The sequence below is a fragment of the Methanocella sp. MCL-LM genome (genome assembly GCF_049676595.1).
In the GTDB taxonomy this organism is placed as follows: domain Archaea; phylum Halobacteriota; class Methanocellia; order Methanocellales; family Methanocellaceae; genus Methanocella_A.
Window position 1 is genome coordinate 429,779 of sequence record NZ_CP187259.1, and the last position, 26,211, is coordinate 455,989.

Sequence of the window (26,211 nt, forward strand, 5' to 3'; positions counted from 1 at the left end):
CAATACGAACGCTGCGCTATGCCAGGCTTGATTGCACGGGATCCCCAAAATAGCAATACGAACGCTGCGCTGTGCCAGGATCACAGATTACGACAGATACCACAGATTGCACAGATGCTAATCGATAATACCAAAAGGAAATGCTTCGCTGTATTCCTTATTTTAAAAGTAATCTGTGCAATCTGTTAAATCTGTCGTAATCTGTGATCTGGCACAGCGCAGCGTTCGTATTGCTGTCTCACGCCACATTAGCAACCAGAACGCACCGAGCAGCGTTCCTCTTCCTTCCCGGGCTCAGAAACAACGCTCATTCCCGGGGCCTGTACTCGGCGTCCATGATCTCCCGGATGCGGGCGGCGGTCTTGGGCCCGACGCGCTCGACTTCGGTCAGCTCTTCGAGCGAGGCGTCGGCAATCTTTTTCACGCTGCCGAAGTGCCGCAGCAGGTTTTTAGCGATGACCGGGCCTACCTCTGAGATGGCGGAAACGAGGTACTCCTGCCGCTCGGGCAAAGTCTGGCTGGCTTTGGTGGCATGGGGGTGGATGCTCCTCTTCCGGTCCAACTGCTCCCGCCGGGCGATGCTGAAGATGTAGGATGCCGTCTCCGCCTCGTCGGCGGTGAACAGGACCGGGACGCCGTAGTCGATGGTGATGGAGGCGATGATGCCCTGGATCGCGGCGGGGCTGATCCGTCGCTTGGTGTAGAGGCCGGAGCCTTCGATGATCAGCATGGGCCGCAGGAACTCGTGCTTCATGTTGATGATCTGCTCGAACATGTTCCGGTTGGCGTCGAATATCGTGCTTAAGAAATCGTCTGTCGTCTTTCGCTCGATGCAGACCCTGTCTGACAGTACGTAGTCTCCGACCTCCAGCGCCCTGAAGTCGAACTTAGCTCCCAGCTCCTCCAGCTTTTTGACGACCTGGGAGCGCATCTCCCTGGTGTCCGTCAGCACGGTAACGCCATTATCCCGGGAGGTGAACAGCTCCAGCTTCGCCTGGCCTGCAGCCGCAGGCGACGGGGACTCGGGCTCCGGCCCGGATGAGGGCTGCAGGCTGACCGTGTTGCTGCCTCCTGTCACCACGGCGGCATCCTCCGCGGGCGGCTCGTCCACGCTCTCGTCCGCGGGGAATTCCAGGGGCTGCTGTTGCTGCGCCTGCTGCTTTCCCTCGAGCATGCCGGCCATGGCCTCTCCGTCCTTCATGTTCTGCATGGTCTTGTACATCTTCCGCTCCTTGCTCTGGCTCGACCTGTAGGCAGCCTCGTCTCTCGTGCCTTTGGAGATCAGTACGACCACCCGCCCTACCGTATTCCTGCCTGTCCTGCCCCTGCGCTGGATGCTCCTGATCTCCGAGGGCACCGGCTCGTAGAACAGGACCATATCCGTAGACGGGATGTCCAGGCCCTCCTCGGCGACTGATGTCGCGATAAGGGTGTTGTATTCTCCCGCCCGGAACTTGTCGAGGATCTCCACCTGCTTCTTCTGAGACAGGCCCTTATCGTTCAGCTTCGAGGCCTGGCCCACGAACCGTACGGGTTTTATGCCGTCGACTTCTGCCAGCCTCTGCACTACGACCTCCGCGGTGTCCCTGAAGTTGGTGAATACAATGACCTTAGAGGCCGGGTTTTCCTTGAGCTGCTCCAGCACGATCTCCGCGACCTTTTCAGTCTTGGGGTTCACCTCGTCGGTCTCGTTGGTGACCCGCATCGCGTGCTGCAGCCGGGCGTCCTCGAACAGCCGCCTCGTCGCCTTGCTCCCGCCCTTAGTGTTGGCCTCTTCCTTCATCCGGTCGAAGTACCGGCGCAGCGGGAGCACGCCCTGTGTCTGGATGAGGTCGACCGCGTGCCCCACCTTCATGATCTCCGCCACGACGGAGATCGCCTTGTAGCTCTCGGGGCTGTTGCCCCGGGCAATGGAGGCCTGAAGCCGCTGCTGCAGCAGTAGTAGTTCCTTCTTGTTCAGGACGATGTTCTTCGAGTAGATCACGCCCATCTCGAACAGCTTCTTAGCTCTGTCCTCCACGATCGCCTCCAGCAGAATCCTGATCTCGTTAGCCTTGTCCGGCACGTTGACCCGAATCCACTCCACGTCCTTGTCGTAGATATAAGGGGCCACGTCGGGGTCGTTCTCGGTCTTGACCTCGACCCGCTCGATGGACAGGTTCTCCCTGACCTCGGTGATCTTCTCCGGCGTGCTGCCCGGAGAAGCGGTGATTCCTAAAACGAGCGGGCTCTTCGCCTGCTCCATGTACCTCTTGGCAATGTAGACGTAGGCATAGTTGCCCGAAGCCCGGTGGGCCTCGTCGAACACGACCGCCGCCACGTCCTCCAGGGTAAAACGCCTGCAGAGCAGGTCGTTCTCGATCACCTGCGGAGTGGACACGATCACAGTTGCCTGATTCCAGAGTTCGGCCCGCTCGTCGGGGGGCGTGCTGCCGGTGAAGACGACGATCTTCTCCGGGTCGATGGCCATGACCCTGCGGAAAAAGGAGGCGTGCTGCTCTACCAGCGGCTTGGTCGGGGAGAGCATGAGTACTTTTGCTCCCGGCCCTCCGGCCTGCAGTCTGTTAAGGATGACCAGCAGGGCTATGATCGTCTTCCCCAGGCCTGTAGGCAGGACGATCAGGCTCGACTTTTCCAGCGCCTTCTGCGACAGAGTCTCCTGGTAGGAGCGGCTCGAAACCGTGTTCGGCACCAGCAGCGGATGACTAACGAAGTCCCCGGACATTCTCGTGGAAGTTTGAAGGGCGAGGTGATATATAAGTTGCTAGAGCAGCGTGAAAATATTGACTATCAGGTTCTGAGGCTAATAAATATTGATCTTGCCACTGTGCCCGTGTACGTAGACGAACGCTGCGCTGTGCCAGGATCACAGATTCTTACAGATTACACGGATTTCACAGATGGCATTGGAATATAAGTGATAGACAGATACTCGATTCACCATCGATTAGTATCTGTGCAATCTGTGGTATCTGTCGTAATCTGTGATCCTGGCACAGCGCAGCGATCGTATTGCTGTTTCCCGCCACCTTTATTGCTTTCTGGCCCAGTACAGCCCTGATCCAAGATAGCGCAGCATACGGGGAGCGGTCAGGTTGCTTTTCTTCCACCTCGCCTTCCTGATCTGCGGATCTGTCACGCTTCTCACCAGTGCCCTAAGGTACCTCCTGATACCATACGCCTGGAGCGGGGCGAACACCGCTATGTCCAGCCAGTCGAGAGGCCTCGCTTCAGAGACGATATCGGAGAATCCCGCAGCCTTGAAGGCGGCAATCCACTCGTCCTCGGCAGCCACGACGGGCCTGAACCCGAAGTACTCTCTCAGCTTCTCCTTCTTATCCGGCGGGATCGGCCGCAGGGCTGTCACCTCGTTGCACCCGAGCCTGCCGCCGGGCTTCAGCACCCGGTACAATTCTCCGACGGCCCGGGGCACGTCGCAGAACACGAGGACTGACTCTACAATAACCGCGTCGAAAGTATTGTCCTTAAATGGCAGCCTCTGGGCGTCACCGGCCACGAGGCACACTGAGTCCGTCACGCCATCTTCGGCCGCCCTCTGCCTCGTCAGTGCCAGCATTCCGGGCCTGAGGTCTGTCGCTACGACCTCGGCATCGTGCTTACTGGCGATCAGCGTAGCCGTGTATCCGGTGCCGCAGCCGAGGTCCAGAATCCGCTCACCCTGCCGGACATCGAGCCGGCTGAGCAACTTTCTCGTGCCCCTGAGGCCTCCCGGATGCCCGGTCATGCCCATGCGCTCCAGGGACTCAAGGTACTGGTCGCTGCCGCCGCCTGCCATGTATATGCTTTTGGCGCTACAGAATGATATTATAAAGCAGCGAACTCAGCGACATTAAAATCCCGGCCACCAGGGGTATGGAGAGGTTGTCGTCGATCACGAAGCCCAGGAAACGCCAGGGGAAGCAGTCGGCGATCACTGCCCCGAGGGCGCCGGCTGCGATGACTACCAGAGGTAGCGCCGGGTAAAACAGCAGGCCTATGGCGGAGCATATCGCGAACATAAAGATCATAAGTACCGGGGTCTTAGGATGGCTCAGCGCATATGCCGTGTCACTGATGATCCTCGATATGACGCCCTTTTTAGCCGTGTCCTCCTGCCTGACGTCAGCAGTCCTCCGGCCCATGTACATGGACAGCACAACTCCGGCCAGCCCGGTCAGCGCGTCTCCGATGACCAGGCACAGCATCGCCGCAACGGCGATCGTCTTCTCGAAAAGGAGCACGGCCAGGAATAGCGATACAGCGGCGTAGAAGTATCCTCCGAGACGCTTGCTCTCCGACTCCCGCATGTACTCAGAACGGAACAGGTCCCGGCCTGTCAGCCGCATATACTCGAGAATCCCGGCTCCGAGAATGCATAGAAAGAGAGCGCCGAGCATCCACTCTCTGGGTATGAATAAGAAATAGGCGGCAGGTATTATGCATCCACCTATGTGGAATGCTTTCCTGCCGAGCTCCTTGAAAAATAAGGCACGGTCGAAGGGCATTCGACTATACCCTTGTACCGTAGCCTTCGAGCGGCTTGCCGGTGCAGAGCAGCTCGCTGATGAGGCTGGCCAGGCCATCGGCCGGGTACCTGATCTGAGCCATGCTGTCCCTGTCCCTGATAGTGACGGTGCCGTCCTCGATGGTCTGGTGATCGACAGTCACGCAGAACGGTGTGCCGGCCTCGTCATTGCGGCGGTACCTCTTGCCGATGGTGCCCGACTCGTCGTACTCGACGAAGTATCCTGCCGACTTAAGGCCGCGGGCGATGTCCGCAGCCTTGCTGGCCAGCGGGTCTTTGCTGAGCAGCGGCAGCACGGCCACCGTGATCGGGGCCACGGTGCGGTCGAAGCGCATGACGACGCGCTCTTCGTTGTCGACGATCTCCTCGTCGTAGGCGTGCTCCAGCACCGAATAGAGAATCCGGTCCACACCATAGGAGGGCTCGACCACGTGGGGGATCACGTTCTCGCCATTGATCTCGACGTCGGCGGTCTTGTGCTCGAACAGGTCGCTGCCGATGACGATCTCCTCGCCGTCGATATTCAGGCGTACCTCGGGTACGTCCAGCTGCTCGGGCTTCATGGACTTCAAAGCTGCCATGATCTTGCCCGCCTTGCCCTTGAACTTCGGCCCGATGACGCCCATGTTCGGGGTGACGACAGTCTTCTTGATCTTCATCGGCGTGTCGAACGGGATGAACACGGACAGGTCGACTTCGCTGCGCTTCTGGTGGGCGGTCAGGTCGTAGCTTGTCCTGTCGGCGATGCCCACTATCTCGACCCACTTGAACCGGTCCAGCAGGACCTCCGCGTCCCAGCAGTCCGTGGCGTAGTGGGCGCGCTCGGTCGTCATGTGCTGGCGGAACCTCAGGCGCTTGCCGTCGATGCCCACGTTCACCAGGAACTGGTATGTCAGCGCCACGTAGTACGCGAGGTACTCGTTGGCGATGGTGCCCTTAGCGACTGCCTCTCCAACTGTCATGGGCTTGGGCTCGCCGCCGTTGAGCTGAGCGTCCTCGTCGTACAGCGGGAGGACCAGGTTCTTAACAGCTGCGAAGTTGGGGTGCCGGTTCTTGAACTGGGGATTGACGAACACCTCGGCCTCGGCCTGGGTGAACTCCCTGAGGCGGATGACGCCCTGCCTCGGGGAGATCTCGTTCCGGTACGACTTGCCGATCTGGGTGACGCCGAAGGGGAGCTTCTCCCTGTAGAACCGCAGTAAGCGAGGGAAGTCCACGAACATGCCCTGCGCGGTCTCGGGGCGCATGTAGCCTTTCTTCTTCTGGCCGGGGCCGATCCAGGTGGAGAACATCAGGTTGAAGTCGTAGACGTCGCCCAGGTCTCCGCCGCATTCGGGGCACTTGATGTGGTGCTGGTGGATGATCTCGGTCATCTGCTCCTTCTTGAGGCCGTCCGGAATCTCCATCTCGCCCTTGATCACGTGATCTGCGCGGAAGGACTCCTTGCACTTCTGGCAGGTGGTCATCGGGTCTGCGAAGCCGCCCACGTGGCCCGACGCCTCGAAGATCGCCTCGACGCCGATCGTCGGCGCCTCGATCTCGTAGAACCCTTCGCCCACGCAGTAGAACTTCCGCCACGCGTCCTCGATCTTCCGCTTCAGCGTGGCACCGAGCGGGCCGTAGTCGTAGAAGCCCGAGGCTCCGCCGTAGATCTCGAACGACGGCCAGATGAAGCCGCGGTTCTTGGCGAGCTCAAACACCTTGTCATACTTGTCCATTTAGTTACCTCGATGAATGTTAACGCACAACAAAAGAGCGTATAATGGGATATATTTTGTTATGACTGACGCCGCAAGGCGGCTGGTCTCAAAACGATATAAAAAGGGAAGGATCGCTGCCGGCCGGAACGAAGGTTATCGGTATTATCGCCTATCAGCGGCTACTGGTATCACAATCACGGCATGTTGGCCTGTACAGGCACCCGGGTCGAGAGTGCCTGAACAGGTGTCAGCGTAACCTTCTCAGATCATCTTGGTAAGACGGTTCTGAAACTTAGATGACTACTTTGCTCTCTTCGGTCTGGCCGCCGGAGAGCATGGTGCTCGGGTCGACGTTGAACATGTCCTTGAAGGCGTTCGGGTTGAACCTGAGCCTGAGCTTCGGCCTGCCCGGGCCTTTGTTGTGCATGGACTCGGTGTAGATGAGGCCGGCCCTGCGCATCTCGTAGATCCGCCTGGAGAAGGTCTCGACGCTGGCGATGCCGAGCTTCAGGCCGTCCTCGCGGAGGTCCTTGTACAGCATGTTGCTGTTCGCGCAGGCCAGGATGAACACCGAGGTAGAATCGCGGAACGTGTTTTTAATCGCGCTGAACCGGGGCTGGTTCACCTGGTTCATCATACTCACGAAGTTGTTGGCTATCTCGTCGCCACACAACTTCCTGATGTTATCTACCAATTCCTGAGAAGTGGAATTTTTGGTCATAGTTAATATGCTGATTTTTTTGGATTTAAATATTCCGGCGATAGTAATATTTTTCAAACTAAACCGGAACGGATTAAAAAAACTTGAGTTTTATAAGAGTAATAAGTATATTATATTCGGGCCAGTCGCTTATAAAAATATAAGTCGGCCATCTGTGCCTTATCGACCGGTCCCGGTGTATTTAAAGCATGGCCTGGTTTTTCAGACGTTTATGCGCCGGAGTAATAAAGGAAAGCTATTTATGGGAGCAACCTCGCAACGCGTTCTAGATTACCATGAACGCACCTCTCGACGTGAAGCTCTTCGGTTACTACCCGGGCGCAAACTGTACGAAATGCGAGCATTCCCAGACCTGCGGCGGCCAGGCCCACGAGTGGGACTTCCACGACATCAAAGCCTCGCTGCTCTCGACGTACGGCGACCGCATCCAGGTATCCCTGATCAATGTCTTCTCCGAGGAAGTCAAAGCCTACCCTGAAGTCGTCGAGCACCTGAAAAAGTTCGGGCTGCGCATCCCCATCCTGATGATCGAAGGCGAGATCGTCGCCTGCGGCGGAGAGGCGAACGAGGACATAGTCCGAAAGGTCATCGATTTCCTGCTGGCTGAAAGGGAGCAGGAAACGGGCAAAGCCTGAGCTTGGGCCATCTGTTTTTTGTCCGCTTTTTGGTATGTGCTAATTTATTATACTACGGGCTCGTGCCTTTGACGACCCCTGTTTATCTTGTAAAAACACAAAGCGTAAATAGTTTCACAAGTATAGCAGCATCAGCATGGATGGTACTAAAAGGCTCGTCGATATGGGCTTTCTGCCGCTCCGCTACCGCACCAGCGGAGGCAACTACAAGCCGCACTTCTCGATAGCGTTTAAGAGTGGCGGAGAGCGCAGGACCTTCGGCATCGACACCACCCGCAACGGCAAAAAGGACGACCGGTACTTTCTGATTACCCACGCTCACACGGATCATTATGGTAAGTCTGCCATGCTCTCCGAGCGCTCGATCGCCTCGGACAAGACAACCGTGACGCTGCAGCTCAGGCACGACCAGTACTTTAACGGTACTACCTTCAAGGTAGGGGATACCCTCGACGTAGACGGTGTCAAGATCAAGACCTACGATACTTGCCACTCCATCGGTGCCTCTGCCTTCTACTGGGAGAACGACCAGGGCGTCAGAATCCTCGTTACCGGCGACGTGAAGGACTTCCGGGGGCTGCCTAAGTGTGACGTCCTCGTCACCGAGGCTACCTACGGCAATCCTGTCGATCCCGGGTGCGCTTTCTGCGACGACCTCGACTCGTTCGCCGCGGCGCTGACCCACAAGAGGGTAGGCTTCGGGGCCTACGCCTTCGGCAAAGCACAAAGGGCCGTTTCTATGATCAGAGAGCTCGGCTACGACGACCCCATCGAGATGGATAAGAGCTCGCTCCGCATCACCAGGCACCTGCTCGGCGAAGCCGCAGGCGAGCTGGCCGAGATCGGCGAATACAATGGGCGGATGTGTATCACTTCGCCGTGGCACCTGGACCGGCTGCCTGCCGGCATCAAGAAGTTCGTCCTCACCGGGCAGAAATACTACGAGCACCCGACCATCTGCATCAGCGACCACCTCGACTTCGGCGGCCTGCGGGACATGGTATACGCTGTCGACCCCGAGCTGACGCTGGTCTACCACCCCGAGGAAGGCAACTCCACGCACTTCTCGGCCTTTTTAAACAAGAACGGGAAAGAGTCGATCACGCTGTCCCAGTTATCGGGCGCGGTCAACGACGACTCCCTGTAGCCCCGTTGGCTCTAATTCTCTCCTGTTGGGGCTCTTTACATAAACTTATATAAAAGATACGTAATTGATAATGATCACGCGATTGTGAGATAAGCTTTATATGGCCTTTCCTCACATATGCGCATAATCCTGGAAAATGGAAGGGGATATAACTTGAAATTAACTAGGCTAATACTGATCGCCTGCGTATTCTTCGCAATCATCGTGCCGCTCCAGGCATCTGCACAGAGCAGTGGCATGTACTTCGAAAACATCCAGGGCAAAGTCTACAACAAGGCTTTCCCTGCATCGGGAGCAAAAGTCACCCTGTACTCGTTCGACGGCAAGAAGCCCGGCTCCGAATACAGCAGCCTGACAACCACCGGCGACGGCACGTTCACCTTCAGGAACGTAGTGTTCGACCCGGCCAACCCGGTCTCCTACATCATCAAGGCCGAACGTGAAGGCAACGCTGCCTGGGCCCTGGTACTCTACTACCCGCCCGGCGTCGGCCCGGATCAGCCCGCAGAGGTCCAGTGGATCAACATAGACGTAGCCTCTGACGTACCGCCCATGAGGGGAGACACCACCGTCACCGTCTGGAGCACCGTAGGCGCCGGCCTGCCCGTCGGCGAGAACCTCGCCCGCGTGCTCGGGGCAACCCTCTCGCTGTACAACGTGGACCCCCAGAGCGGCAACCTGACCCAGGTCAGCTTCGCCAGCGTCCCGTCCACCGGCAGCGACGGCCAGTACACCTTCCATGCCCTGCCCTACGGCAAATACTACCTGAGGGCCGAAAAGAGCGGCAAGTACGGCGACCAGTATTTCTGGGTATCTCAGCAGGAGAACGCCCTGAACGTCATCTCCAACATCGACGTACCCAAGGCAACCCCCACCCCGAACGTGGTCCCGACCGCTAACGCGACCGCTACCGGCACCGGCGGCTTCCTCGGCATACCCGGTTTCGAGGCCATCGTCGCCCTGATAGCCCTCGCAGGCGCAGTCCTGTACCTGAGAAGAGAGTAAAAACGCTCTCTTCCATTTTCTAATTTTAAAAAACTGAACTTTTTTATAGTTATCCTGCTTAGAGCACTGCAGAACTGTTTTTCAATACGAACGCGTCCGTAGTTATAGAAAAGGCCTTTAATAAGCCCGTATTACATCTACTTGATGCCCGAAGACGACAAGATGCTCATAGTCCCCCTGGGCGAGGAATCGAAGATCATCACCCAGACCATCGCCAACGACACGGCGAGGAAGATTCTGGAGCTGCTGGCGGAGACCCCGATGTCGACCTCCAACATAGCGAAGAGGCTCGATATCCCCCTGACCACGGCCCAGTACAACATCGAGAAGCTCATGGAGGCGGGGCTGGTCGTCATCGAGAAGACGAAGTACAGCGAGAAAGGCCGGGAAGTCAAGCTCTACGCGCCGGCAAAGCGCATGATCGTGCTGGTGCCCAAGACTGCTACCAGCCAGTCGCTTATCGACGCGCTGAAGAAGTACTTTGTGTTGCTCCCCATTGCCCTGGTCGCATCGCTGTTCGTCGAGGTTGCCATGCAGTTGCAGAACGGCGCGGGCTTCCTGCTGGGCAGCAAGCTCCAGTCCGACGGAGTCGGCGAAGCTGGCGACCCGCTGCTGATGGCGACGATGAACAACACCTACAACAACGCCGGCACAAACGCCCAGGTGCCCGTCAGCGCACCCATGCCGCCCCTGCCCGAGGCGACAGCGATGGCCACCGACATGGCCCGGGAGCCGACCGTCTTCTTCGCGGCGGCCGGGAACACCACCTCAGGCTTCGACAAAGCCGCGGGCGCAACAGGCGACGCCGTGGGCCGGGCCGGCGACAGCCTCACGGGATTGCCAGCAGTACCACCTGCGGACACAGGCGCCGCCCAATCTCTAATTCCGTTCGACCTGCTCAACCACTGGGGCCTGTGGTTCCTGACCGGGTGCCTGCTCATCATCGGCGTCATGGTCGTCTACGACCTGTACATCAGGCGCAAAGTAAGTAAAAAATAACCTATTATTTTTAACCACGGCGGCACGGCGACACTAAGACAATGGCAAACTACGATACGAAGAGCAACTGTTTGAACCACGGCGGCACGGCGACACGGAGACAATCCGTGCCCGAATAGCAAGGCATTCTTTTTTTATTGATCCACGGTGGCACGGCAGGCTGACGGCATGGAGACAACCAGATTTCCCTTCCTTCAGGCGATTGATCGAAAGTCCGGCTGAAGCGATTGGATAGTAAGGGTATGGTTAATGCTCTGTCTTTGTGTCGCCGTGGACATAAAAAGCGTTCATTTTTACCGGTTCATGAATGTCTTTGTGTCGCCGTGCCGCCGTGGTTCAAATATTTGATCTACAGTTGCCAGGGTAAGTAGCCGTGTCGCCGTGGTTAGAAAAATCGAAGGTTTAAGCCGGCTCTTCGTCGACCCCGACTGTGGTGAGGAAGCGGCGCCTGACGGCTTCGTCGGCCAGCTTCAGGAGCAGGTTCTTATCTTTGACACCCATGAAGATGCCGAGGGGTATCTGGGCGGCTGCGGTGCGCTGGTGGCCGCCGGCGGAGCCGATGTCGCTGAAAGCCCGGCTGATGATGTCGCCGATGTTGACCCGGATGTCCTTGCTCCTGGCGGACAGGTGGATCTTGTCATCGGTCATGCCAAAGACGAGCACCGTGGAGATGCCCTCCAGCTTTAAGAGGTGATCGGCGGCCTGGGGGAGGGTGTCCCGGTCGTGGACGAAGCCCACGTTGGAGATCAGGTAGCTGCCCTCTATCTTCTTATTCCGGATGGCTTCGCCCAGCACGTCCATAGTCTCCGCGGACATGGACGGGGTTTCGATCTGCGCCAGCAGGTCCTGCTCCGCGAGCGCATGGAGGAACGCCGCGCTGGTCAGGTCGACGGCGGAGGTGTTACGCTTGAACTCGCTGGTGTCCGTCCTGATGCCGTACAGCAGTGCCGTCGCCAGGTTACTGGTGATCTCGAAGTCGAGCTCCTGCACGTACCGGGTCATGATCGTCGACGTGGCGCCCACGTCCGGGCGGATGTCGACAAAGTCCACGTTCACGTCGAAGGCCTCCTGGGGTATGTGGTGGTCAATGATGACGTTGATCTTCGTGTCCACTGGCAGCGAGTTGTTCCTGCCCGGGGTGTTGCAGTCGACCATGGCGAGCACATTGTATTCCGACAACATCGCGCTGGTGATCTGCCTGATGGGCACGCTGAGCAGGTTGATGAAAGCCCGGGTTTCCTGGTGTCCGATGGAGCCGAAGTACAGGATCTCGGCCACTTTACCGACGGATTCCGCCAGGTTCTTCAGGGCGAGCGCACTGGCAATTGAGTCGGGATCAGGGTTGTCGTGGACGACGATGCCGAGCCTGCTGTCGGGGCCGAGCGACTTCAGGTAGGTCATCAGCTGCCAGGCAGCGCCCCTGAGCTCGATCTTTTGCAGCTCCGTCAGCGCCTTGTCCGCCACGATGCTGGGCGGGTGCAGCAGGATATCTGCGCCGTTAGAGTAGAGTTCCTCTACGGTGACCAGGTCGATGGCCCTGACCATGGCGAAGGACCGGGGCGCCTTTTCCTTGACAAACCTCAGCGCCTTGAGGTTCGCCTGGAAGTTGGAGCTGAGGACAAAAATGCCGTCCGCGCCTTCCAGGGGTATCTCTTCTAGTGTTTTGTCAGTAGAGATATCGCCCTCCAGCGCCTCGTAGTTCTGGTCCCGCAGCGCCTCCACCCGGGATTTGTCTTTATCGATGATCAGGAACACTTTCTTCAGCTTGGCCAGCTCTTTTGCGACCGCGAGGCCGACGCTCCCGCCGCCAAGGATAACATACGAGTACTTCTGCCGCTTCGGCACCCTGCTCCGGACTTCTTTCTGCTGCTCTTCCATAAGGAACAAATATAGATCAGTTCTGCCTGTTAATTAAGTTATCAGCATGCTGCAAGGTCACCAGGCATATAATAATCAGCGAATCAGATGTAAAGTATCAGCGGGTACCGTAATCTATATATGGTAGACGTGACTTATACAAGGTTCGCAGCGGCGTGATGTGTTGCAAGACACAATCATCGCAGGCGCAAACAAGATTGTATTCGGCGTGGGCCCGTGGCTCAGTCAGGCAGAGCGGCGGACTCTTAATCCGCATGCCATGGGTTCAAATCCCATCGGGCCCGCCAACTTATAATTTTATAGTATCATCGCAACTCTGAAAGAGCTGCGCTTCTAAAACTTTTAAAGCAGCGGAAGGCCGTTACTTAGTTAGTGTACCGTATCTGGCTTACACTTCGGTCCGTTCTACTCTGCCTCCAGTATGTCTTTAGATGAGCCTTTTTCCCGGATCGTTTACTGATTTCAAGTATGAAAACATATTTCGGACATTAATCGCTTACATTATTATTTGTGGGTATTTGTGAGCACTGTCAACGCTGATCCTGAAAAAGGGCCAGGCGTACCTGCCTGGCTGTCTGATTCTGAAAGAAGCCTGATCATGGACAGCATCGACGATCACGTCCTGTACCACGGTCTGGACATGAAAATCCTCTGGGCTAACCGCGCTGCGGAGCTTTCAGTTAACCGGGAGCCCGGCTCTCTCGTAGGCGAAGCCTGCTGGCAAGTCTGGCACCAGCGAGATACCCCGTGCCCTGGCTGTCCGGTTGTACAGGCCTTGCATACGGGAGAGGTACGCCGGGCCGAGATCACGACGCCCGACGGCAGAGCGTGGCTGATCCGGGGCTACCCGATAAAAACCCCCGATGGTTTGATCAAAGGCGTGGTCGAGATCAACCAGGACATCACCGAGCGCAAGCGGGCAGAGGCGGCGCTGCGGGAGAGCGAGCATATGTTCCGGGTGCTGGCTGATACAGTCCCTGCTGCAATCTGTATCCTGCAGGACAGCCGGTTCAAGTACATCAACCCGGCCATGGAGGCGATCAGCGGGTACGCGGGGCCAAATCTTTCTTCTCTGTGTTTCACCGATCTGGTGCACCCCGATGTGATGGGGTATGTCAAAGGGCAGTACTCTAACTGGAAGAACGGCATCAGCGATGAGAGCCGTTATGAGCTGAAGGGCATCGACGGCAGCGGCCAGATCCGCTGGGCCGACGTCAGCCGGAAGACCATCAGCTACAAGGGCAAACCGGCGATCCTGCTGACGGGAGTCGACATCACCGACCACAAGAAATTCGATGAAGAGCTGTTAAAAGCCAAGGTTCAGGCCGAGCTGTACCTGGACCTGATGGGCCACGACATCAACAACATGCACCAGATCGCCCTCGGCTGCCTGGAGCTGGCCCGCACGTCATATCCCGATGCAGGGCCGAAGGAGCTCCTGGACAAGTCTATCGAAGTGCTGCAGCGAAGCACCCAGCTCATCAGGAACGTGCGGAAGCTACAGAAGCTGCACAAAGGCGAACTGCAGGTCAGCGACGTGGACGTCCCTCAGGTGCTCGCCGAAGTGCAGAGTGAGTACAGAGCCGTCCCCGGCAGGACGGTCACGCTGAACCTCAACGGCCACCAGCACTGCTACGCCCGGGCCAACGAGCTGCTGCACGACGTCTTCGCCAACCTCGTCGGCAACGCGGTCAAGTACGCCGGCGAAGGGGCAGAAATCGTCGTAGACCTCGATCGTATAGAGGAAAACGGAAAACAGTACTGCCGCGTAATCGTCGAGGACGACGGCCCGGGCATACCGGACGACGCCAAGGTCACGATCTTCTACCGCATGGGGAAAAGTGCAGTCCACGGCATGGGCCTCGGCCTGTATCTGGTGAAGTCGCTGGTAGACAGCTACGGCGGCAAGGTCTGGGTAGGGGACCGGGTGATGGGGGATCACACCAGAGGGGCCCGGTTCGTAGTCATGCTGCCGGCTGCCGAGAACGATCCCGGGACCCAACGCTGCTCCCGGCCATAGCCCTTTTTTTAAGCTTCAGCTCAATCAGCTTCTCATCGTAGTCCTGTACTGCGAGCTTCTTGCCCTTCTGCACGACTATGTGGCCCTCTTTCTCCAGCATCTCCTTTTGCCCCTCGAGGCCTCCCGGGTACTTCTCGTTGATCACCCCGCCTTCCTTCAGCGTCCGCCAGTATGGCGTGACATCCTTCTCTCCTGCCTCTGCCGTCTCGGCAGCAGCCCTCGCCGCGATGCTCGCGAAGATGCCCGTGCACATCGGGCACCCGATTGTGGCGCCATGCTTCTTCGCCAGCGCCGACCGTATCCCGTTGATCGTTATCAGCCTGCCCTCGGGCACTTTCCTCATAATCTCGTCCACTTCCAGCGGAGCCGGAATTACCACTGTACCCCCGCCCCACTTCTTTACCATGCCATCCTCGATGGCCATCACCTTGGGGAGGTCTTTGCTGTCTTCCAGCTTCTCCCGCCACGACCTCTTCGCTTTTGCCGCCATATCTACCACTTACCACCAATCGACGCCCGGGCATATAAAGGTAAAGATAGCGCTTGGGCTGAAATTACTTTCAGGGCACGCTGGCGACAACGATAATAGCTGGAGGCGCTCGATTATACTGTAGAGGTATACCTGAGATGGCCGGACAATACCACCTGGATATGGAGCAGTACAGCCTCGAGAAGTTTCGACGGCTGATCGAGTCGCAGGAACTATCGCCGGGCAGGCGTATCCTGAAAGAGAAGCTCCGGGAGCGTTTCTCGGTGCTGGAGTCCATGGGCGTTTCCAATCTCGGGACGCTGATCGACAGGCTGAAAACTGCCGACCGGCTGAAGAAGTTCGCCGCAGAGTCCGGGTTGCCCGTCGACTACCTGACGGTGCTCTCCCGCCACGCCCGGAGCCTGACCTCGCTGCCGCTGTCGCTGAAGGACATCCCGGGCGTTGATCCGTCCCACGTTAACGAGCTGGCTGCGCTCGGAGTTAAAAATGCGAAGCAGCTCTTCGAGCGGTCGGTGACTCCTGCCGATCGGACGGCCCTTTCCTCGCAGGCGAACGTGCCTGAGAACGTATTACTGGAGCTCGTCCGCATGTCCGACATCGCCCGGGTCGGCTACGTGGGCCCGATCTTCGCCCGGCTGATGCTCGAGGCAGGGGTGGACAGCCTGAAAACGCTGGCCGCAAGTCAGCCCGAAGATCTCTACGCGAGGCTGGTGGCGGCGAACAGCCGGCTAAAGCTGACCAAGGGATCTTTTACTGTCCGGGACGTAGCCTACTGTGTCGAGGCCGCGAAGGAGCATGACGAGGTCATAGAATACTGATTCCGGGCTTGCAGTACCCGGTATCATAACATCTTCACCATCGTGCAGGTGCCAATTTTGCCCCAGCCCGGTATCAGTGGCCTTTTTCCCACGCACTCGAAGCCCAGGCGCTCGTAAAACTTCTTCGCCCGCGGGTTCTCGAAAGAGACGTCCAGCACCAGACTATTGCAGCCTTTCTCCCGGGCTATCCGGGTTATACCCTCTATGGCGAACGTCCCGATGCCGCCGCTCCTGCGATCGGGGTCTACCGCGAGGATACCGAGGTAAAAATCATCTGCCTCGAAGCGGTTCGTCAGAACCCTGTTCACGATCGGCAGGGCGGCCAGCAGCCTCAGCGTGCCCGTGATCGAGAGGCACCGGTATAATAAGCCAAATCCCGCCCCATCTGCTTTCTCGTATTCGGAGCCGGTGTCGCCGATGGCGATGCCCACCACTTTGCCATCGTCGATCGCTACGTAGATGTGCTCGTAGCCGAACACGTTCCCACCAGCCCTGATCAGGCAGGCTATTCGCCTTGTAGCCGTCGCTTTCCCGCCGAACATCAGCGGCAGCAGGGTTTCGTCTGCGCCGTACGCCAGCTCAGCCGCCTTTTCGACGTCGTGCCGGCGCAGGTCCAGCTTTTCAAGCACGAGGCTCATATGAAGTCAATATCTATGGACAGAATTATAATTGCTCCTCTAGAGTATCCTGCCATCGGAAAATGCCGGAGGTCCGGGAGGTACCTGGAGGTCAGAGAGACTTTTCAAGCTGGGAGGTCAGGGAGGTTCGGAGTTTTGGGAGAAGGTTGCTAGAGGCACTAGAGGTTAGAGAGGATTTTTTTGATAATCACATTCGACCTTTCTGGGGCTGTCAGGTAACGTTTACACGAAGTACTCAAAGTACGCTAAGTACGCGAAGTTAAACTATACGATCGGATTACAGTCAGCCCTTTTATCGAACTTCGCGTACTTCGTGTACCTCGCGTACTTCGTGTAAATGGTACGGGCGCTCATAAGAAAAGTGCAGAATAATACCCCGTTATCCTCTCTGACCTTTCCACACTCCCAAACCTCCTCTCCGACCTCTGACCCTCCCTGACCTCCCAGCTTGAAAATCCTCCCCCGCCTCCCGGGAACTCCCCGACCTCCGAGGGCTTTCCGTGATATTTCCAAGGAAAAAGTATCATAGCAAGTCTCGGTCAGCTCAGCTCTTTCAGCGCCTTGACCAGATCTGTCACTGCCTTCTCTCGCTGTGCCAGCGCCTCCAGTGCAGTCTCCCGCTGTACCGGGTCCTTGAAGTAGTTCTTCGCGTTCTCCGCGGACGACTGGATATACTTCTCCAGCTTCACCGCCCGGGAGATGATCACCGGAAACTTGGTCTTGATCGCTCCAGCCTTCGCTGCATCCGAAGTTCGGGCCAGCTCTTCGAGATCTGCAATCAGGTCTGCGGCGGTCTTCTGCCAGTCCTTAATGCTCATCCCGTTTCGCCGGCCGAAGTCGTTCTTCACCCACGTCCGCTTGAACAGGTCAAGCTCTTCCGTCTCCTTGTTGATCGCCTCGATGACATTTTGCATGCCTTTGCTAAGCTCGACAGCCCCCGCCGGGGTCATCTTCGCCTCGGCAACAGCGGCAGCCACCGAGGGCTTTTCCTTCTCCTTCTCTTTCGCCGGAGCCGTCTCGCCAGGGACATGCATGCCGCCCGCGTTGATCAGGCCCGCCCGCATCAGCGGCAGGAACGCGTCGGCGCCCTGGCCATGGTACTCCTTCGCGTGAACGATGGCGTAGGCGAAGCCCGCGGCGCAGTCCTCCGCGGGCATCAGCCCCTCGTACCCGGGGTTGACGCCCATGTGGGTGAACTGCTCGAACGTCATGCCCAGCCTCGGCGCTACCTGGGGAATGTGGGAGTTGGCACCGGGGGTATCGACCATGCCCGGGGCAAAGGTGAATACAGACACTCCCGAATTCTCGCCCAGCTCTGCGACGAGGGACGTGGTCATGGACTGTAGCGCGGCTTTTGAGGCGGCGTACGGCGCCAGGTAAGGCATCCCCTCGGCTGAGAGGACGTTGACGAGGACGCCTCCCTTCCTCTGCAGCATCCCGGGCAGGAACGCCTTGATCAGGCGCAGCGGCCCGATCGTGTTCACTGCGTAAGCCCTTTCCCACGCGATGACCGGCTGCTCCAGCACCGAGCCCGTGTACTCGACGGCGGCGTTGTTGATCACGACGTCGACCTTGCCGAACTCCTTCACGGCCTTGTCCGCCAGCGCCTTGACGCTGCCATCGTCCGAAACGTCGATCCTGACGAACAGGGCGGACCCGCCCTCGGACTTGATCTGCGCCTCGACTTTGGCGCCGTAGTCCTTGATCTCCGCGATCACCACCGAGGCCCCCAGCCTCGACATAGCGAGCGCGAGCTCTTTGCCGATGCCCTGGCCGGCCCCGGTTATGAGCACCACTTTCCCCTTCATGTCCTCGGACGACAATCCCAGCTTCTGCAATTTTTCAGTCAACATGCCACCAGCCCTCTTACATATTCCGAATAAATAAACAAGTCGCAGGCGTTATTAATAGTTAACCGACGTGCAGTGATATCGTGACGCATATTTCGTCCGTATCGTTTTTCCTCCCGCACCCGGACACTCTAATATTACACGTCATGCGGGAGATGATTCAAGATGGTGATGCTGGGATGGAAAGCAGGCCCTGAGCAGTACGATCCGGTCGAGCTGCTCAGCCAGGCGGTAGCAGCGGAGAAGGCGGGTTTCGAGAGCATCAACATGTCTGATCACTTTCACCCGTGGGACGAGGCGGGCCAGGCGTGCTACACCTGGTCGTGGCTGGGCGCTGCGGCGGCGAGGCTGAACGGCATCGAGGTCGGCACGGGAGTCACCTGTCCTATCCTGCGGTACAATCCCTCCATCATCGCGCAGGCGGCGGCCACCATCGAGCGGCTGAACAAGGGCAACGTATACCTGGGCGTGGGCACCGGCGAGGCGCTGAACGAGTACCCGGTCACCGGCGTGTGGCCCGACTACCGGATGCGGCAGGACATGATGCGGGAGTCCATAGAGCTTATGCGGGCGCTGTGGACCAGCGACACGATCACGTTCGACGGGGAGTACTACACGGCGAAAAAAGCTAAGCTGTATACCGCCCCGGAACGGCCCATCCCGATCTACGTATCGTCCCTCGTGCCGGAGAGCGCCTTCTTCGCCGGCTACTACGGCGACGGCCTGATCACCGGAGCAAACCCGCCGGAGGTCATGCACCAGATCCTGAAGAACTTCGAAGAAGGCGCCAGAGAGTCGGGCAAAGACCCCTGGCAGATGCCGAAACAGGTGGAATTTTTCGTCGCCTGGACCGACGACGAGGACGCTGCCATCGACGCCTACAAGCAGTACTGGGCAGGGACCATGGTCTTCGCCATGTACACCCAGAACCTGTACACCCCGGCCATGTCCGCAGCCAACGGTGCGATCGCCGGCAGGGACACCATCCGGAGCCACATGTGCATCTCGAAGGATCCCGAAGAGCACGCCCGGTACGCCCAGCGGTTCATCGATGCAGGCTTCAACCGGCTCAGCTTCCACTCTCCGGGTCCCGACCAGTACGAGTTCATCGACGGGTACGGGCGGGAAGTGCTGCCGCTGGTAAGGGAAAGAAACAAGCCCCGGGCAGAGGCAGTAGCGTAGAAGCGCTCGGTGTCAGCATGGCAGGCTCCCTGCCCGGTTCCCTCATGCGGTGCCACCTATCGGCCCAGTCTTTAATATCTGGTGAGACCAATACTTGCATGGTGAGGTATGTGGCTAACCGGAAGATTGTCCTCCTGGGCATCGTTATCGCAGCCGTGGCGGCAGTGATCTGGCTCCTCTACTACGCGTTGATCTTCATAGTTCCCCCGATGGCAGGGGGCATCTTCGCGTGGAGCCCGAACGAGTCGCTGCTCATCATCTTCCTCATCGGCCTGGCAGTAGCCGCTGCGGGTTACTTTCTGCCAGGGTAAAATGTGAGTATAGTCACTTCTGAAGCTTTTCGGATAGTCTGGAATGGTTAACACGACGGCCACAACGTACACGACGGACACGAAGTTACCCGAAAATTGTCAGGGTTATCAGCCTTTTAAGAAAACGTTGTGTACGTCGTGGCCGTCGTGTACGTAGTGTTAACAGATCCCTGGCGACCGGACTGGCATCATTCAGCGTAGTATAATATCTTGTAGCCCTGGCTGATGTACACGGCTACGTCTTTCCACGCCTCTTGCGTGTCGGGGTAAATCTTGATAATCTCGGCCGGGCTCATGGCCTGGCCGGCGCCGGGGCGGGACAGGACTGCCCGCCAGGTGCCGTCCTCCCGCTCGAACTCCAGCTTCTCCACTCTGTTTCTGACCGATCGCCTGAGTACGACTTCCTTTGCCGCCATGCTATCCGCTCTCTCGATCATAGTAATAGTGAGCCGGCCGCATAATACCTCGCCGCCGTTTGGTTAGCTGAACCTGATCTCGAACCTGCTGCCCCTGGCCCTGTACAAGACCAGTTCCCCGTCGAGCTGTCCGACCAGGGCATTCACCAGCTGGAGCCCCATGGTGGGCGTGTTCGTGGTATCTATTCCCGGGGGCAGCCCGGGCCCGTCGTCCGAAACTACGAGGAGTATCCCGTTTTCCTCCTTTCGCATGCTGATCTCCAGGATTCCCTGCCTGCCGTCAGGGAAAGCGTACTTGAACGCGTTGGACACCAGCTCGTTGACGATGAGGCCGCAGGGTATGGCTCGATCGATGTCCAGCATGATGTTCTGTACGTCGATCTGTACTTCGGCGGCCGGGGGCTGGTACGACGACTTCAGGTAGCTGGTCAGGTTCCGCAGGTACTCCCCGAAGTCTACCCGGGCGATGTCCCTGGCCCTGTACAGCCTTTCGTGGATCATGGCCATCGATCTGATGCGGTCCTGGCTTTCCCTGAACGCCGCGGCGACATTCTCAGGAATGGTGACTCCTGACTGGAGGCTGATGAGGCTGGAGACGATCTGGAGGTTGTTCTTCACCCGGTGGTGGATCTCTTTTAAAAGCACCTCTTTCTCTGCCAGGGACATCTTCAGCTGGTCTTCGGACTGCTTGCGCTGCAGCAGCCTCCACATACCCTCCATGAGCAGGACCAGCTCTCTGACGTCCCGGATGTCGTAGGGCTCGGGCTTGTTGCCCACCCCGGCGACGACTACTATGCGCCCGTCATCCATGATCGGCACGTTCATGTGCCTGTCTATCCGGACGTGACCGGCGGGCAGGCCTTTCTTATGCGGGCCGGGGGCGTGGTAGTCGTTGGTGATCACAGGCCTGCGCTGCCTGACCGCCTCGCCCCAGAGGCCCGTGCTTTTCAGAGGGTACTCGATGGTCCGGTTGGTGATCCTGCAATCCTCCATTCCCTGGACCGACCACGCGTGCATGGTCAGCTTTTCCTGCTCTTCGTCGTAGAAGGCGAGGTAGCCGATCCTGCTCCCGGTGAGCCTGACCGCCTCCTCGAGCGCGAAGTCGCAGATCCGGTTGATCGACTCGCCGGTCATCTGGTTGAGCCTGAGCAGCGCCTCCAGCCGGGACTCCTCCAGCCTCAGCGCATCCTCGATCTTCCTGTGCCGGCTCATGTTCCTGACCGTAACAACTATGATCTGTTCCTCGTTCAGGCTTTTCACGTGGAAGGACACTTCGGCGTGAAATATGAACCCGTCCGTAGCCCTGCATATCGTGGTGTCGAAGCTCAGCGGCCCGCTGCCCTTTACCGCCTGCGAAAAAAAGCGCCTCCACTGGGCCGAGTTTTCAGGTCCTGTCAGGCTCTCCAGCTTCATATCTCCGGCCGGCTCTCCCGCTGTCCCGCACATCTGTCGCAGGGTCACATTCGTGTGGATGACCGACCCGTCGAGGCTCACCAGGGCGATACCGTCAGGTACGCCGTCGAGAATCTCGAGATCGATTAGTCTACTTTTTAAACCTTGCACAGGAATTCCAGAAAAACTGGTCAGTTTCTATATACTTATCTTTTGTGTTATATAATTGAAAGGAGGATAAGCGGGCACTCTATATTGTGAAGCCAGATCGCTACAAACATGCTATTATACCTACCCGATAAAGTATTGTACACCAAAACTTTTATATTCTCAGTTGCACTCTGTACCTATGCATAATATGTACATATAAGAATTATGTGTATATTCAACAAAAGTGCATAAACTCTAGAGGTATTATGCAGGAAGATATCGACAAGTGGCTGAAAGAACTCAAGAAGGGAAGCACCAAGCTCTCCATACTGTCCCTGCTCAGGTCTGGCGACAAGTACGGCTACGAGCTGATCCACGAGCTCGAGGTGCGAAGCGGTGGCGTCATCATCATCAAAGAGAGCAACGCGTATCCCGCCCTACATACCATGGAAAGCGACGGGCTTGTAGAAAGCTACTGGAAAGAGACCGGGGAAGGCATACCGCCCCGCAAGTACTACCGGATTACATCCCGGGGGTCAGAGTTCCTCGAAGGGATGATCAGGGAGTGGAAACGGTATGTGAAAGCTATGGACGACATCTGGGGGGACGGCCGTGGATATCAGTAAGGATGCAAAGGCGAGGCTCGAGAACAGGGTTACCCGTATCGTCGGGGACATCGACATCTATGAAGCAGACAAGCAGGATATCGTTCGCGAGCTCACCTCTCACTTCTACGACTCCTCCATGATGCGTGCCCAGTCCCGGGGATCGAAGACGATCGAGAAGGACGATGTAGAGGCAACGCTGGCCGACTCCGAAGATCCGAAAGAGATCGCCGCGGCGTACATGAAGACCTATGTGGACTCGCTGGGCCGGGCAGGCATAATCAGCCGGTCAGTGGCGTTCATCATCGATCTGATCCTGGCGCTGGTGGCGACCGTTATCGTGGTCGCGCTCCTGAGCCTGCCGTTGCTGCCGTTCTTCCCCGGCGCAATCGTGGTGGAAACCCTCGCCAACGGCGAGCTGAACCTGACCTTCGCCAGCGATCTGGCCGGCATGGTCTTCACGATCATCTGGGGCCTCGGGTCTCTCGTGACCATGATCTGTTACTTCGTGGTGCTGGAGGGCCGGTTCGGGTACACGCCCGGCAAGTGGCTGCTCGGGCTGCGCGTGCTGAAGGATGACGGCACCCGGATAGGCTATGTCGAATCCCTCCTCCGGAACCTGCCGAAGCTGCTGGGCAGCTTTTCGCTCCTCGTGCTGGACGCGCTGCTGATGATCATCCTGTTCAGGAAGGACCGCCAGAGGGGCTTCGACAAGATCGCCAGGACCATCGTGGTCCACAAGAACAAGAAGGAGGAAAAATAATGGAATCCGTTGTAGATATTACCGGCGTCCGCAAGTCCTACGTGATGGGCAAAAACGAGCTCGAGGTGCTCAAGGGTGTCGACGTCCGCATCAACCGCGGCGAGTTCGTCAGCATCATGGGCCCGTCCGGCTCCGGCAAGTCGACCCTGATGAACCTGATCGGGCTCCTCGACCGCCCGACGGCCGGCGAGATCGCCATCAACGGGCACCCGATCAGCAAGCTCAATGACGTGGAGCTGTCCGCTCTGCGGGGCAAAGAGATCGGCTTCATCTTCCAGTCGTTCAACCTGGTCGCCAGGCTGAGCGCGCTGAAAAACGTAGAGCTGCCCATGATCTTCCAGGAGACCGCGAAGCAGAAGCGCACCGAGACCGCGAAGAGGTACCTCGAAGAGGTCGGCCTCACCGACCGCATGTCCCACAAGCCCAACGAGCTGTCGGGCGGCCAGCGGCAAAGAGTGGCCATCGCCAGGGCGCTGGTCAACGACCCGGCCATCCTCCTCGCGGACGAGCCCACGGGTAACCTGGACACGAAGACCGGCGAGGAGATCATGCAGCTGTTCCTGGACCTGAACAAGAAGGGCAGGACCATCGTGATGGTCACCCACGAGCCCGACCTCGCCGAGTACGGCGACCGCATCATCCGGATCAGGGACGGCCTCATCGTAGGCGAAGACGAAAAGTAACGATTGACAATCACCAACTGACTTACCATATTACCATACTATACAAGGAGAACCAGAAATGAGAACATCCGTAAAACTGGCCAGCATATGTGTGATGCTGGTACTGCTGTTAACCTTATCGACGCCGGCGTTCGCCGCCAAGACGAACCCCGTGCTCTCCGTGACCGGCACCACGGTCGCCCCGGTGGCCGCCGTGACCGCGACCACCGCATCCGCTCCGCTGATGCCCGGCGACACAGGCACCGTCGTCGTGACCATCACCAACACGCTCAAGTCGCCGGGAGCCGGCAACACGACCACCGTCACCGAATCCTCTCAGAACCAGTATTACCTTCCGCAGGCTCAGACTCCTGACATGAGCACGACCAGGACTACCCAGACTACGTCCACTGATGGCTCCTCCGGCGCCTGCGAGCTCAAGTTCGTGAACCTGCTCTCCGAAGGCCCCATCCAGGTGCAGAACGCCGCGTACACTGACGTCGGCTACCTTGGCCTCGGCGACAGCGCCCAGTTCCAGTTCACCATCAAGGTCGACGGCTCCGCCGCAGACGGCAAGTACTACCTGCCCCTGAAAGTGAAGACCGACAGCGACGGCTGCTACATCAACCAGGTCGTGCCTGTCGTGATCGACAGCACCCAGCCGAAGATGGTCCTCAACGACGCCCCGGCCAAGCTGGGCACCTCCAAGGGTAACATCATCATAGACGTGGTCAACTACCGGGCGAGCGGCATCACCTCTGCCAGCGTAGTTCCCTCGGGCGACGAATTCTCGTTTAAGCCCCGGGCAGAGTACACCGTCGGCAACATCGGCGCCGGCGAAATGTACACCGTGACCTTCGAGACTGCGAGCAAGAACGCCACGTACACCGGTTCCCCGTCCTTCGTGCTCAAGTACAAGAACGGCGACAACTGGCACCAGACCGCCCCCTACGTAGTAGCCATGGAGCCGAAGACTGACGCGGCTGCGGCAAACAACGGCGGCGACAACAGCACCCTGCTCATCCTGGGCGGCGTCCTGGTCGTCGTCGTGCTTCTGATCGGCGGCGTATACCTGTTCATGAGAAGCCAGAGGTCTAAAAAGTGAAGTTCTCTGATGTGCTGGAGTACGTGGTCATAGACTTTACTAGCAACAAGTTCAAGACCCTGCTCTCCAGCCTGGGCATCATCATCGGCGTCCTGGCCATCGTAGCCATGCTCACGTTCGGCGATGCCCTGTACAGCGGCGTCAGTTCGCAGTTCGGCACCCTGGAGCTCGACACCATGATCCTGCTCCCCATGGGCATCGACATGAACACGGGCATGCAGGTCCAGAAAGCCCCCGCCAAGTTCACCGACAGGGACGTCAACATCATCAGGAGCACCTCGGGCGTCAAAGAGGTCTACCCGGAGATCAGCACGGGCGCCATGGCCCGGTACAAGGACGAAAACCGGACGCTGGGAGTCAGCGGAATAGTACCCCAGTACATGGGATCGTACGCGTCTCAGGTCGACAAGGGCCGGTACCTGACCCAGTCGGACACCTACTCGGTAGTGATCGGCAGCAAGGTTGCTAACGGCACCTTCGGGCGGAAGATTCCCACGGGCTCCTACATTACCCTGTCCAACCCGTACACGGGCAAGTCCCAGGACTACGTGGTCGTAGGCATCATGAAGGAGCGGAACGGCTCCATCCTCGCCGGCGACCCCAACACCGCGGTCTACATGACCAAGGCGGGCATCAAAGCGCTGACAGACCAGGATACCTACAGCTACATAGCGATCAGGTCAGACAGCGTCGAGGGAGCGGACCAGACAGCGACCAACGTGGACAAAGCGCTGAAGTACATCCACAGGAACGAAGCCTACATGGTGCTGACGCAGAAGATGTTCGTGGACGCGATCAACCAGGTCTTCAGCATCATCAAGACTGCGCTCGCCGGCATCGGAGCGATCTCCCTCGTCGTCGGCGGCATCGGCATCGCCAACGTCATGATGCTGACCGTCCGGGAGCGGGTCAAAGAGATCGGCCTGATGAAGGCCGTCGGGGCGACCTCGACCGACGTGAGGGTGATCTTCCTCACCGAAGCCCTGCTGCTGGGCCTTTTCAGCGGCATCGCGGGCGTGGTAGTCACGATGATAGCTGCCTGGGCGATAGGTGAGTATATCAACATGTCTCTCAGCGTCTCGCTGAACAACGCACTGATCGGCATCGCGTTCGGGGTAATCCTCACGGTCGTCGCGGGCGTCTACCCGGCCAGCCAGGCGTCGAAGCTCGACCCGATTGACGCGCTGAGGACGGAGTAA

Annotated in this window: 25 protein-coding genes and 1 tRNA gene; 15 read left to right on the plus strand and 11 right to left on the minus strand. The window is 58.3% G+C overall.

Features of this window, described 5'->3' with window-relative positions:
* Positions 1 to 307: 307 nt before the first annotated feature.
* Positions 308 to 2,725, minus strand: coding sequence for a DEAD/DEAH box helicase (locus tag ACPLPM_RS02220; RefSeq protein ID WP_424358607.1), 2,418 nt, complete (start codon positions 2,723 to 2,725; stop codon positions 308 to 310).
* Positions 2,726 to 2,737: 12 nt separating this feature from the next.
* Between ACPLPM_RS02220 and ACPLPM_RS02225 the strand changes: the two genes are divergently transcribed.
* Positions 2,738 to 2,917, plus strand: coding sequence for a hypothetical protein (locus tag ACPLPM_RS02225; protein ID WP_424358609.1), 180 nt, complete (start codon positions 2,738 to 2,740; stop codon positions 2,915 to 2,917).
* A 114-nt stretch (positions 2,918 to 3,031) separates the two neighbouring features.
* On the opposite strand, the gene ACPLPM_RS02230 is transcribed toward ACPLPM_RS02225, so the two are convergent.
* The 4 genes from ACPLPM_RS02230 to ACPLPM_RS02245 form a co-directional block, all read right to left on the minus strand.
* A complete protein-coding gene (locus ACPLPM_RS02230; RefSeq protein WP_424358610.1) occupies positions 3,032 to 3,796 on the minus strand; it encodes a class I SAM-dependent methyltransferase in 765 nt (254 codons plus the stop codon).
* Between the two features lie 16 nt (positions 3,797 to 3,812).
* Positions 3,813 to 4,505 carry a diacylglycerol/polyprenol kinase family protein gene (locus ACPLPM_RS02235; protein WP_424358611.1) on the minus strand — a complete coding sequence of 231 codons (693 nt, stop codon included), beginning with the start codon at positions 4,503 to 4,505 and terminating at the stop codon, positions 3,813 to 3,815.
* A gap of 4 nt (positions 4,506 to 4,509) precedes the next feature.
* A complete protein-coding gene (gene glyS, locus ACPLPM_RS02240) occupies positions 4,510 to 6,243 on the minus strand; it encodes a glycine--tRNA ligase (protein ID WP_424358612.1) in 1,734 nt (577 codons plus the stop codon).
* A gap of 274 nt (positions 6,244 to 6,517) precedes the next feature.
* On the minus strand, positions 6,518 to 6,946 hold the full coding sequence (locus ACPLPM_RS02245; protein ID WP_424358613.1) for a hypothetical protein: 429 nt from the start codon (positions 6,944 to 6,946) through the stop codon (positions 6,518 to 6,520).
* Between the two features lie 275 nt (positions 6,947 to 7,221).
* On the opposite strand from ACPLPM_RS02245, the gene ACPLPM_RS02250 reads away from it, so the two are divergent.
* From ACPLPM_RS02250 to ACPLPM_RS02265, 4 genes are all read left to right on the plus strand, one after another.
* Positions 7,222 to 7,581, plus strand: coding sequence for a hypothetical protein (locus ACPLPM_RS02250; protein WP_424358614.1), 360 nt, complete (start codon positions 7,222 to 7,224; stop codon positions 7,579 to 7,581).
* 136 nt (positions 7,582 to 7,717) lie between these two features.
* Entirely contained in the window at positions 7,718 to 8,728 is a 1,011-nt protein-coding gene (locus tag ACPLPM_RS02255) for a hypothetical protein (protein ID WP_424358615.1), read from the plus strand.
* A gap of 153 nt (positions 8,729 to 8,881) precedes the next feature.
* On the plus strand, positions 8,882 to 9,733 hold the full coding sequence (locus ACPLPM_RS02260) for a PGF-CTERM sorting domain-containing protein (RefSeq protein ID WP_424358616.1): 852 nt from the start codon (positions 8,882 to 8,884) through the stop codon (positions 9,731 to 9,733).
* Positions 9,734 to 9,877: 144 nt separating this feature from the next.
* Positions 9,878 to 10,732, plus strand: a complete 855-nt coding sequence (locus ACPLPM_RS02265; RefSeq protein WP_424358617.1) for an ArsR/SmtB family transcription factor — start codon at positions 9,878 to 9,880, stop codon at positions 10,730 to 10,732.
* A gap of 402 nt (positions 10,733 to 11,134) precedes the next feature.
* Here ACPLPM_RS02265 and ACPLPM_RS02270 read toward each other — a convergent pair whose 3' ends face one another.
* Positions 11,135 to 12,610, minus strand: a complete 1,476-nt coding sequence (locus ACPLPM_RS02270; RefSeq protein WP_424358618.1) for a DHH family phosphoesterase — start codon at positions 12,608 to 12,610, stop codon at positions 11,135 to 11,137.
* A gap of 210 nt (positions 12,611 to 12,820) precedes the next feature.
* On the opposite strand from ACPLPM_RS02270, the gene ACPLPM_RS02275 reads away from it, so the two are divergent.
* Together ACPLPM_RS02275 and ACPLPM_RS02280 are read left to right on the plus strand one after the other, a co-directional pair.
* Positions 12,821 to 12,897, plus strand: a tRNA-Lys gene (locus ACPLPM_RS02275).
* A gap of 233 nt (positions 12,898 to 13,130) precedes the next feature.
* Positions 13,131 to 14,630 carry an ATP-binding protein gene (locus tag ACPLPM_RS02280; RefSeq protein ID WP_424358619.1) on the plus strand — a complete coding sequence of 500 codons (1,500 nt, stop codon included), beginning with the start codon at positions 13,131 to 13,133 and terminating at the stop codon, positions 14,628 to 14,630.
* Here ACPLPM_RS02280 and ACPLPM_RS02285 read toward each other — a convergent pair.
* Positions 14,575 to 15,120 (minus strand): hypothetical protein, encoded by a 546-nt coding sequence (locus tag ACPLPM_RS02285; RefSeq protein WP_424360022.1) that lies wholly within the window; start codon positions 15,118 to 15,120, stop codon positions 14,575 to 14,577. The genes ACPLPM_RS02280 and ACPLPM_RS02285 overlap by 56 nt on opposite strands.
* A 137-nt stretch (positions 15,121 to 15,257) precedes the next feature.
* Here ACPLPM_RS02285 and ACPLPM_RS02290 point away from each other — a divergent pair, with 137 nt between their 5' ends.
* Positions 15,258 to 15,938, plus strand: a complete 681-nt coding sequence (locus ACPLPM_RS02290; RefSeq protein WP_424358620.1) for a DUF4332 domain-containing protein — start codon at positions 15,258 to 15,260, stop codon at positions 15,936 to 15,938.
* Between the two features lie 23 nt (positions 15,939 to 15,961).
* Here ACPLPM_RS02290 and ACPLPM_RS02295 read toward each other — a convergent pair whose 3' ends face one another.
* Positions 15,962 to 16,576 carry a GNAT family N-acetyltransferase gene (locus tag ACPLPM_RS02295; RefSeq protein WP_424358621.1) on the minus strand — a complete coding sequence of 205 codons (615 nt, stop codon included), beginning with the start codon at positions 16,574 to 16,576 and terminating at the stop codon, positions 15,962 to 15,964.
* A gap of 539 nt (positions 16,577 to 17,115) precedes the next feature.
* Positions 17,116 to 18,429 (minus strand): SDR family NAD(P)-dependent oxidoreductase, encoded by a 1,314-nt coding sequence (locus tag ACPLPM_RS02300; protein WP_424358622.1) that lies wholly within the window; start codon positions 18,427 to 18,429, stop codon positions 17,116 to 17,118.
* A 162-nt stretch (positions 18,430 to 18,591) separates the two neighbouring features.
* On the opposite strand from ACPLPM_RS02300, the gene ACPLPM_RS02305 reads away from it, so the two are divergent.
* Both ACPLPM_RS02305 and ACPLPM_RS02310 read left to right on the plus strand, forming a co-directional pair.
* Positions 18,592 to 19,608, plus strand: coding sequence for a TIGR03557 family F420-dependent LLM class oxidoreductase (locus tag ACPLPM_RS02305; protein WP_424358623.1), 1,017 nt, complete (start codon positions 18,592 to 18,594; stop codon positions 19,606 to 19,608).
* Between the two features lie 110 nt (positions 19,609 to 19,718).
* Positions 19,719 to 19,919 (plus strand): hypothetical protein, encoded by a 201-nt coding sequence (locus ACPLPM_RS02310; RefSeq protein ID WP_424358624.1) that lies wholly within the window; start codon positions 19,719 to 19,721, stop codon positions 19,917 to 19,919.
* 188 nt (positions 19,920 to 20,107) lie between these two features.
* On the opposite strand, the gene ACPLPM_RS02315 is transcribed toward ACPLPM_RS02310, so the two are convergent.
* Entirely contained in the window at positions 20,108 to 20,356 is a 249-nt protein-coding gene (locus tag ACPLPM_RS02315; protein WP_424358625.1) for a hypothetical protein, read from the minus strand.
* 42 nt (positions 20,357 to 20,398) lie between these two features.
* Positions 20,399 to 21,898, minus strand: a complete 1,500-nt coding sequence (locus ACPLPM_RS02320; protein ID WP_424358626.1) for a GAF domain-containing protein — start codon at positions 21,896 to 21,898, stop codon at positions 20,399 to 20,401.
* A gap of 245 nt (positions 21,899 to 22,143) precedes the next feature.
* On the opposite strand from ACPLPM_RS02320, the gene ACPLPM_RS02325 reads away from it, so the two are divergent.
* Genes ACPLPM_RS02325 through ACPLPM_RS02345 form a run of 5 tightly spaced genes read left to right on the plus strand, consistent with a single transcriptional unit; the run spans position 22,144 to position 26,211 of the window.
* Positions 22,144 to 22,503 (plus strand): PadR family transcriptional regulator, encoded by a 360-nt coding sequence (locus tag ACPLPM_RS02325; RefSeq protein WP_424358627.1) that lies wholly within the window; start codon positions 22,144 to 22,146, stop codon positions 22,501 to 22,503.
* Positions 22,490 to 23,245 (plus strand): RDD family protein, encoded by a 756-nt coding sequence (locus tag ACPLPM_RS02330; RefSeq protein WP_424358628.1) that lies wholly within the window; start codon positions 22,490 to 22,492, stop codon positions 23,243 to 23,245. The genes ACPLPM_RS02325 and ACPLPM_RS02330 overlap by 14 nt, the downstream gene beginning before the upstream one ends.
* Positions 23,245 to 23,928 carry an ABC transporter ATP-binding protein gene (locus ACPLPM_RS02335; protein WP_424358629.1) on the plus strand — a complete coding sequence of 228 codons (684 nt, stop codon included), beginning with the start codon at positions 23,245 to 23,247 and terminating at the stop codon, positions 23,926 to 23,928. Before ACPLPM_RS02330 ends, ACPLPM_RS02335 begins: the two co-directional genes overlap by 1 nt.
* Before the next feature lie 58 nt (positions 23,929 to 23,986).
* A complete protein-coding gene (locus ACPLPM_RS02340) occupies positions 23,987 to 25,012 on the plus strand; it encodes a hypothetical protein (protein WP_424358630.1) in 1,026 nt (341 codons plus the stop codon).
* Positions 25,009 to 26,211, plus strand: coding sequence for an ABC transporter permease (locus ACPLPM_RS02345; protein WP_424358631.1), 1,203 nt, complete (start codon positions 25,009 to 25,011; stop codon positions 26,209 to 26,211). Before ACPLPM_RS02340 ends, ACPLPM_RS02345 begins: the two co-directional genes overlap by 4 nt.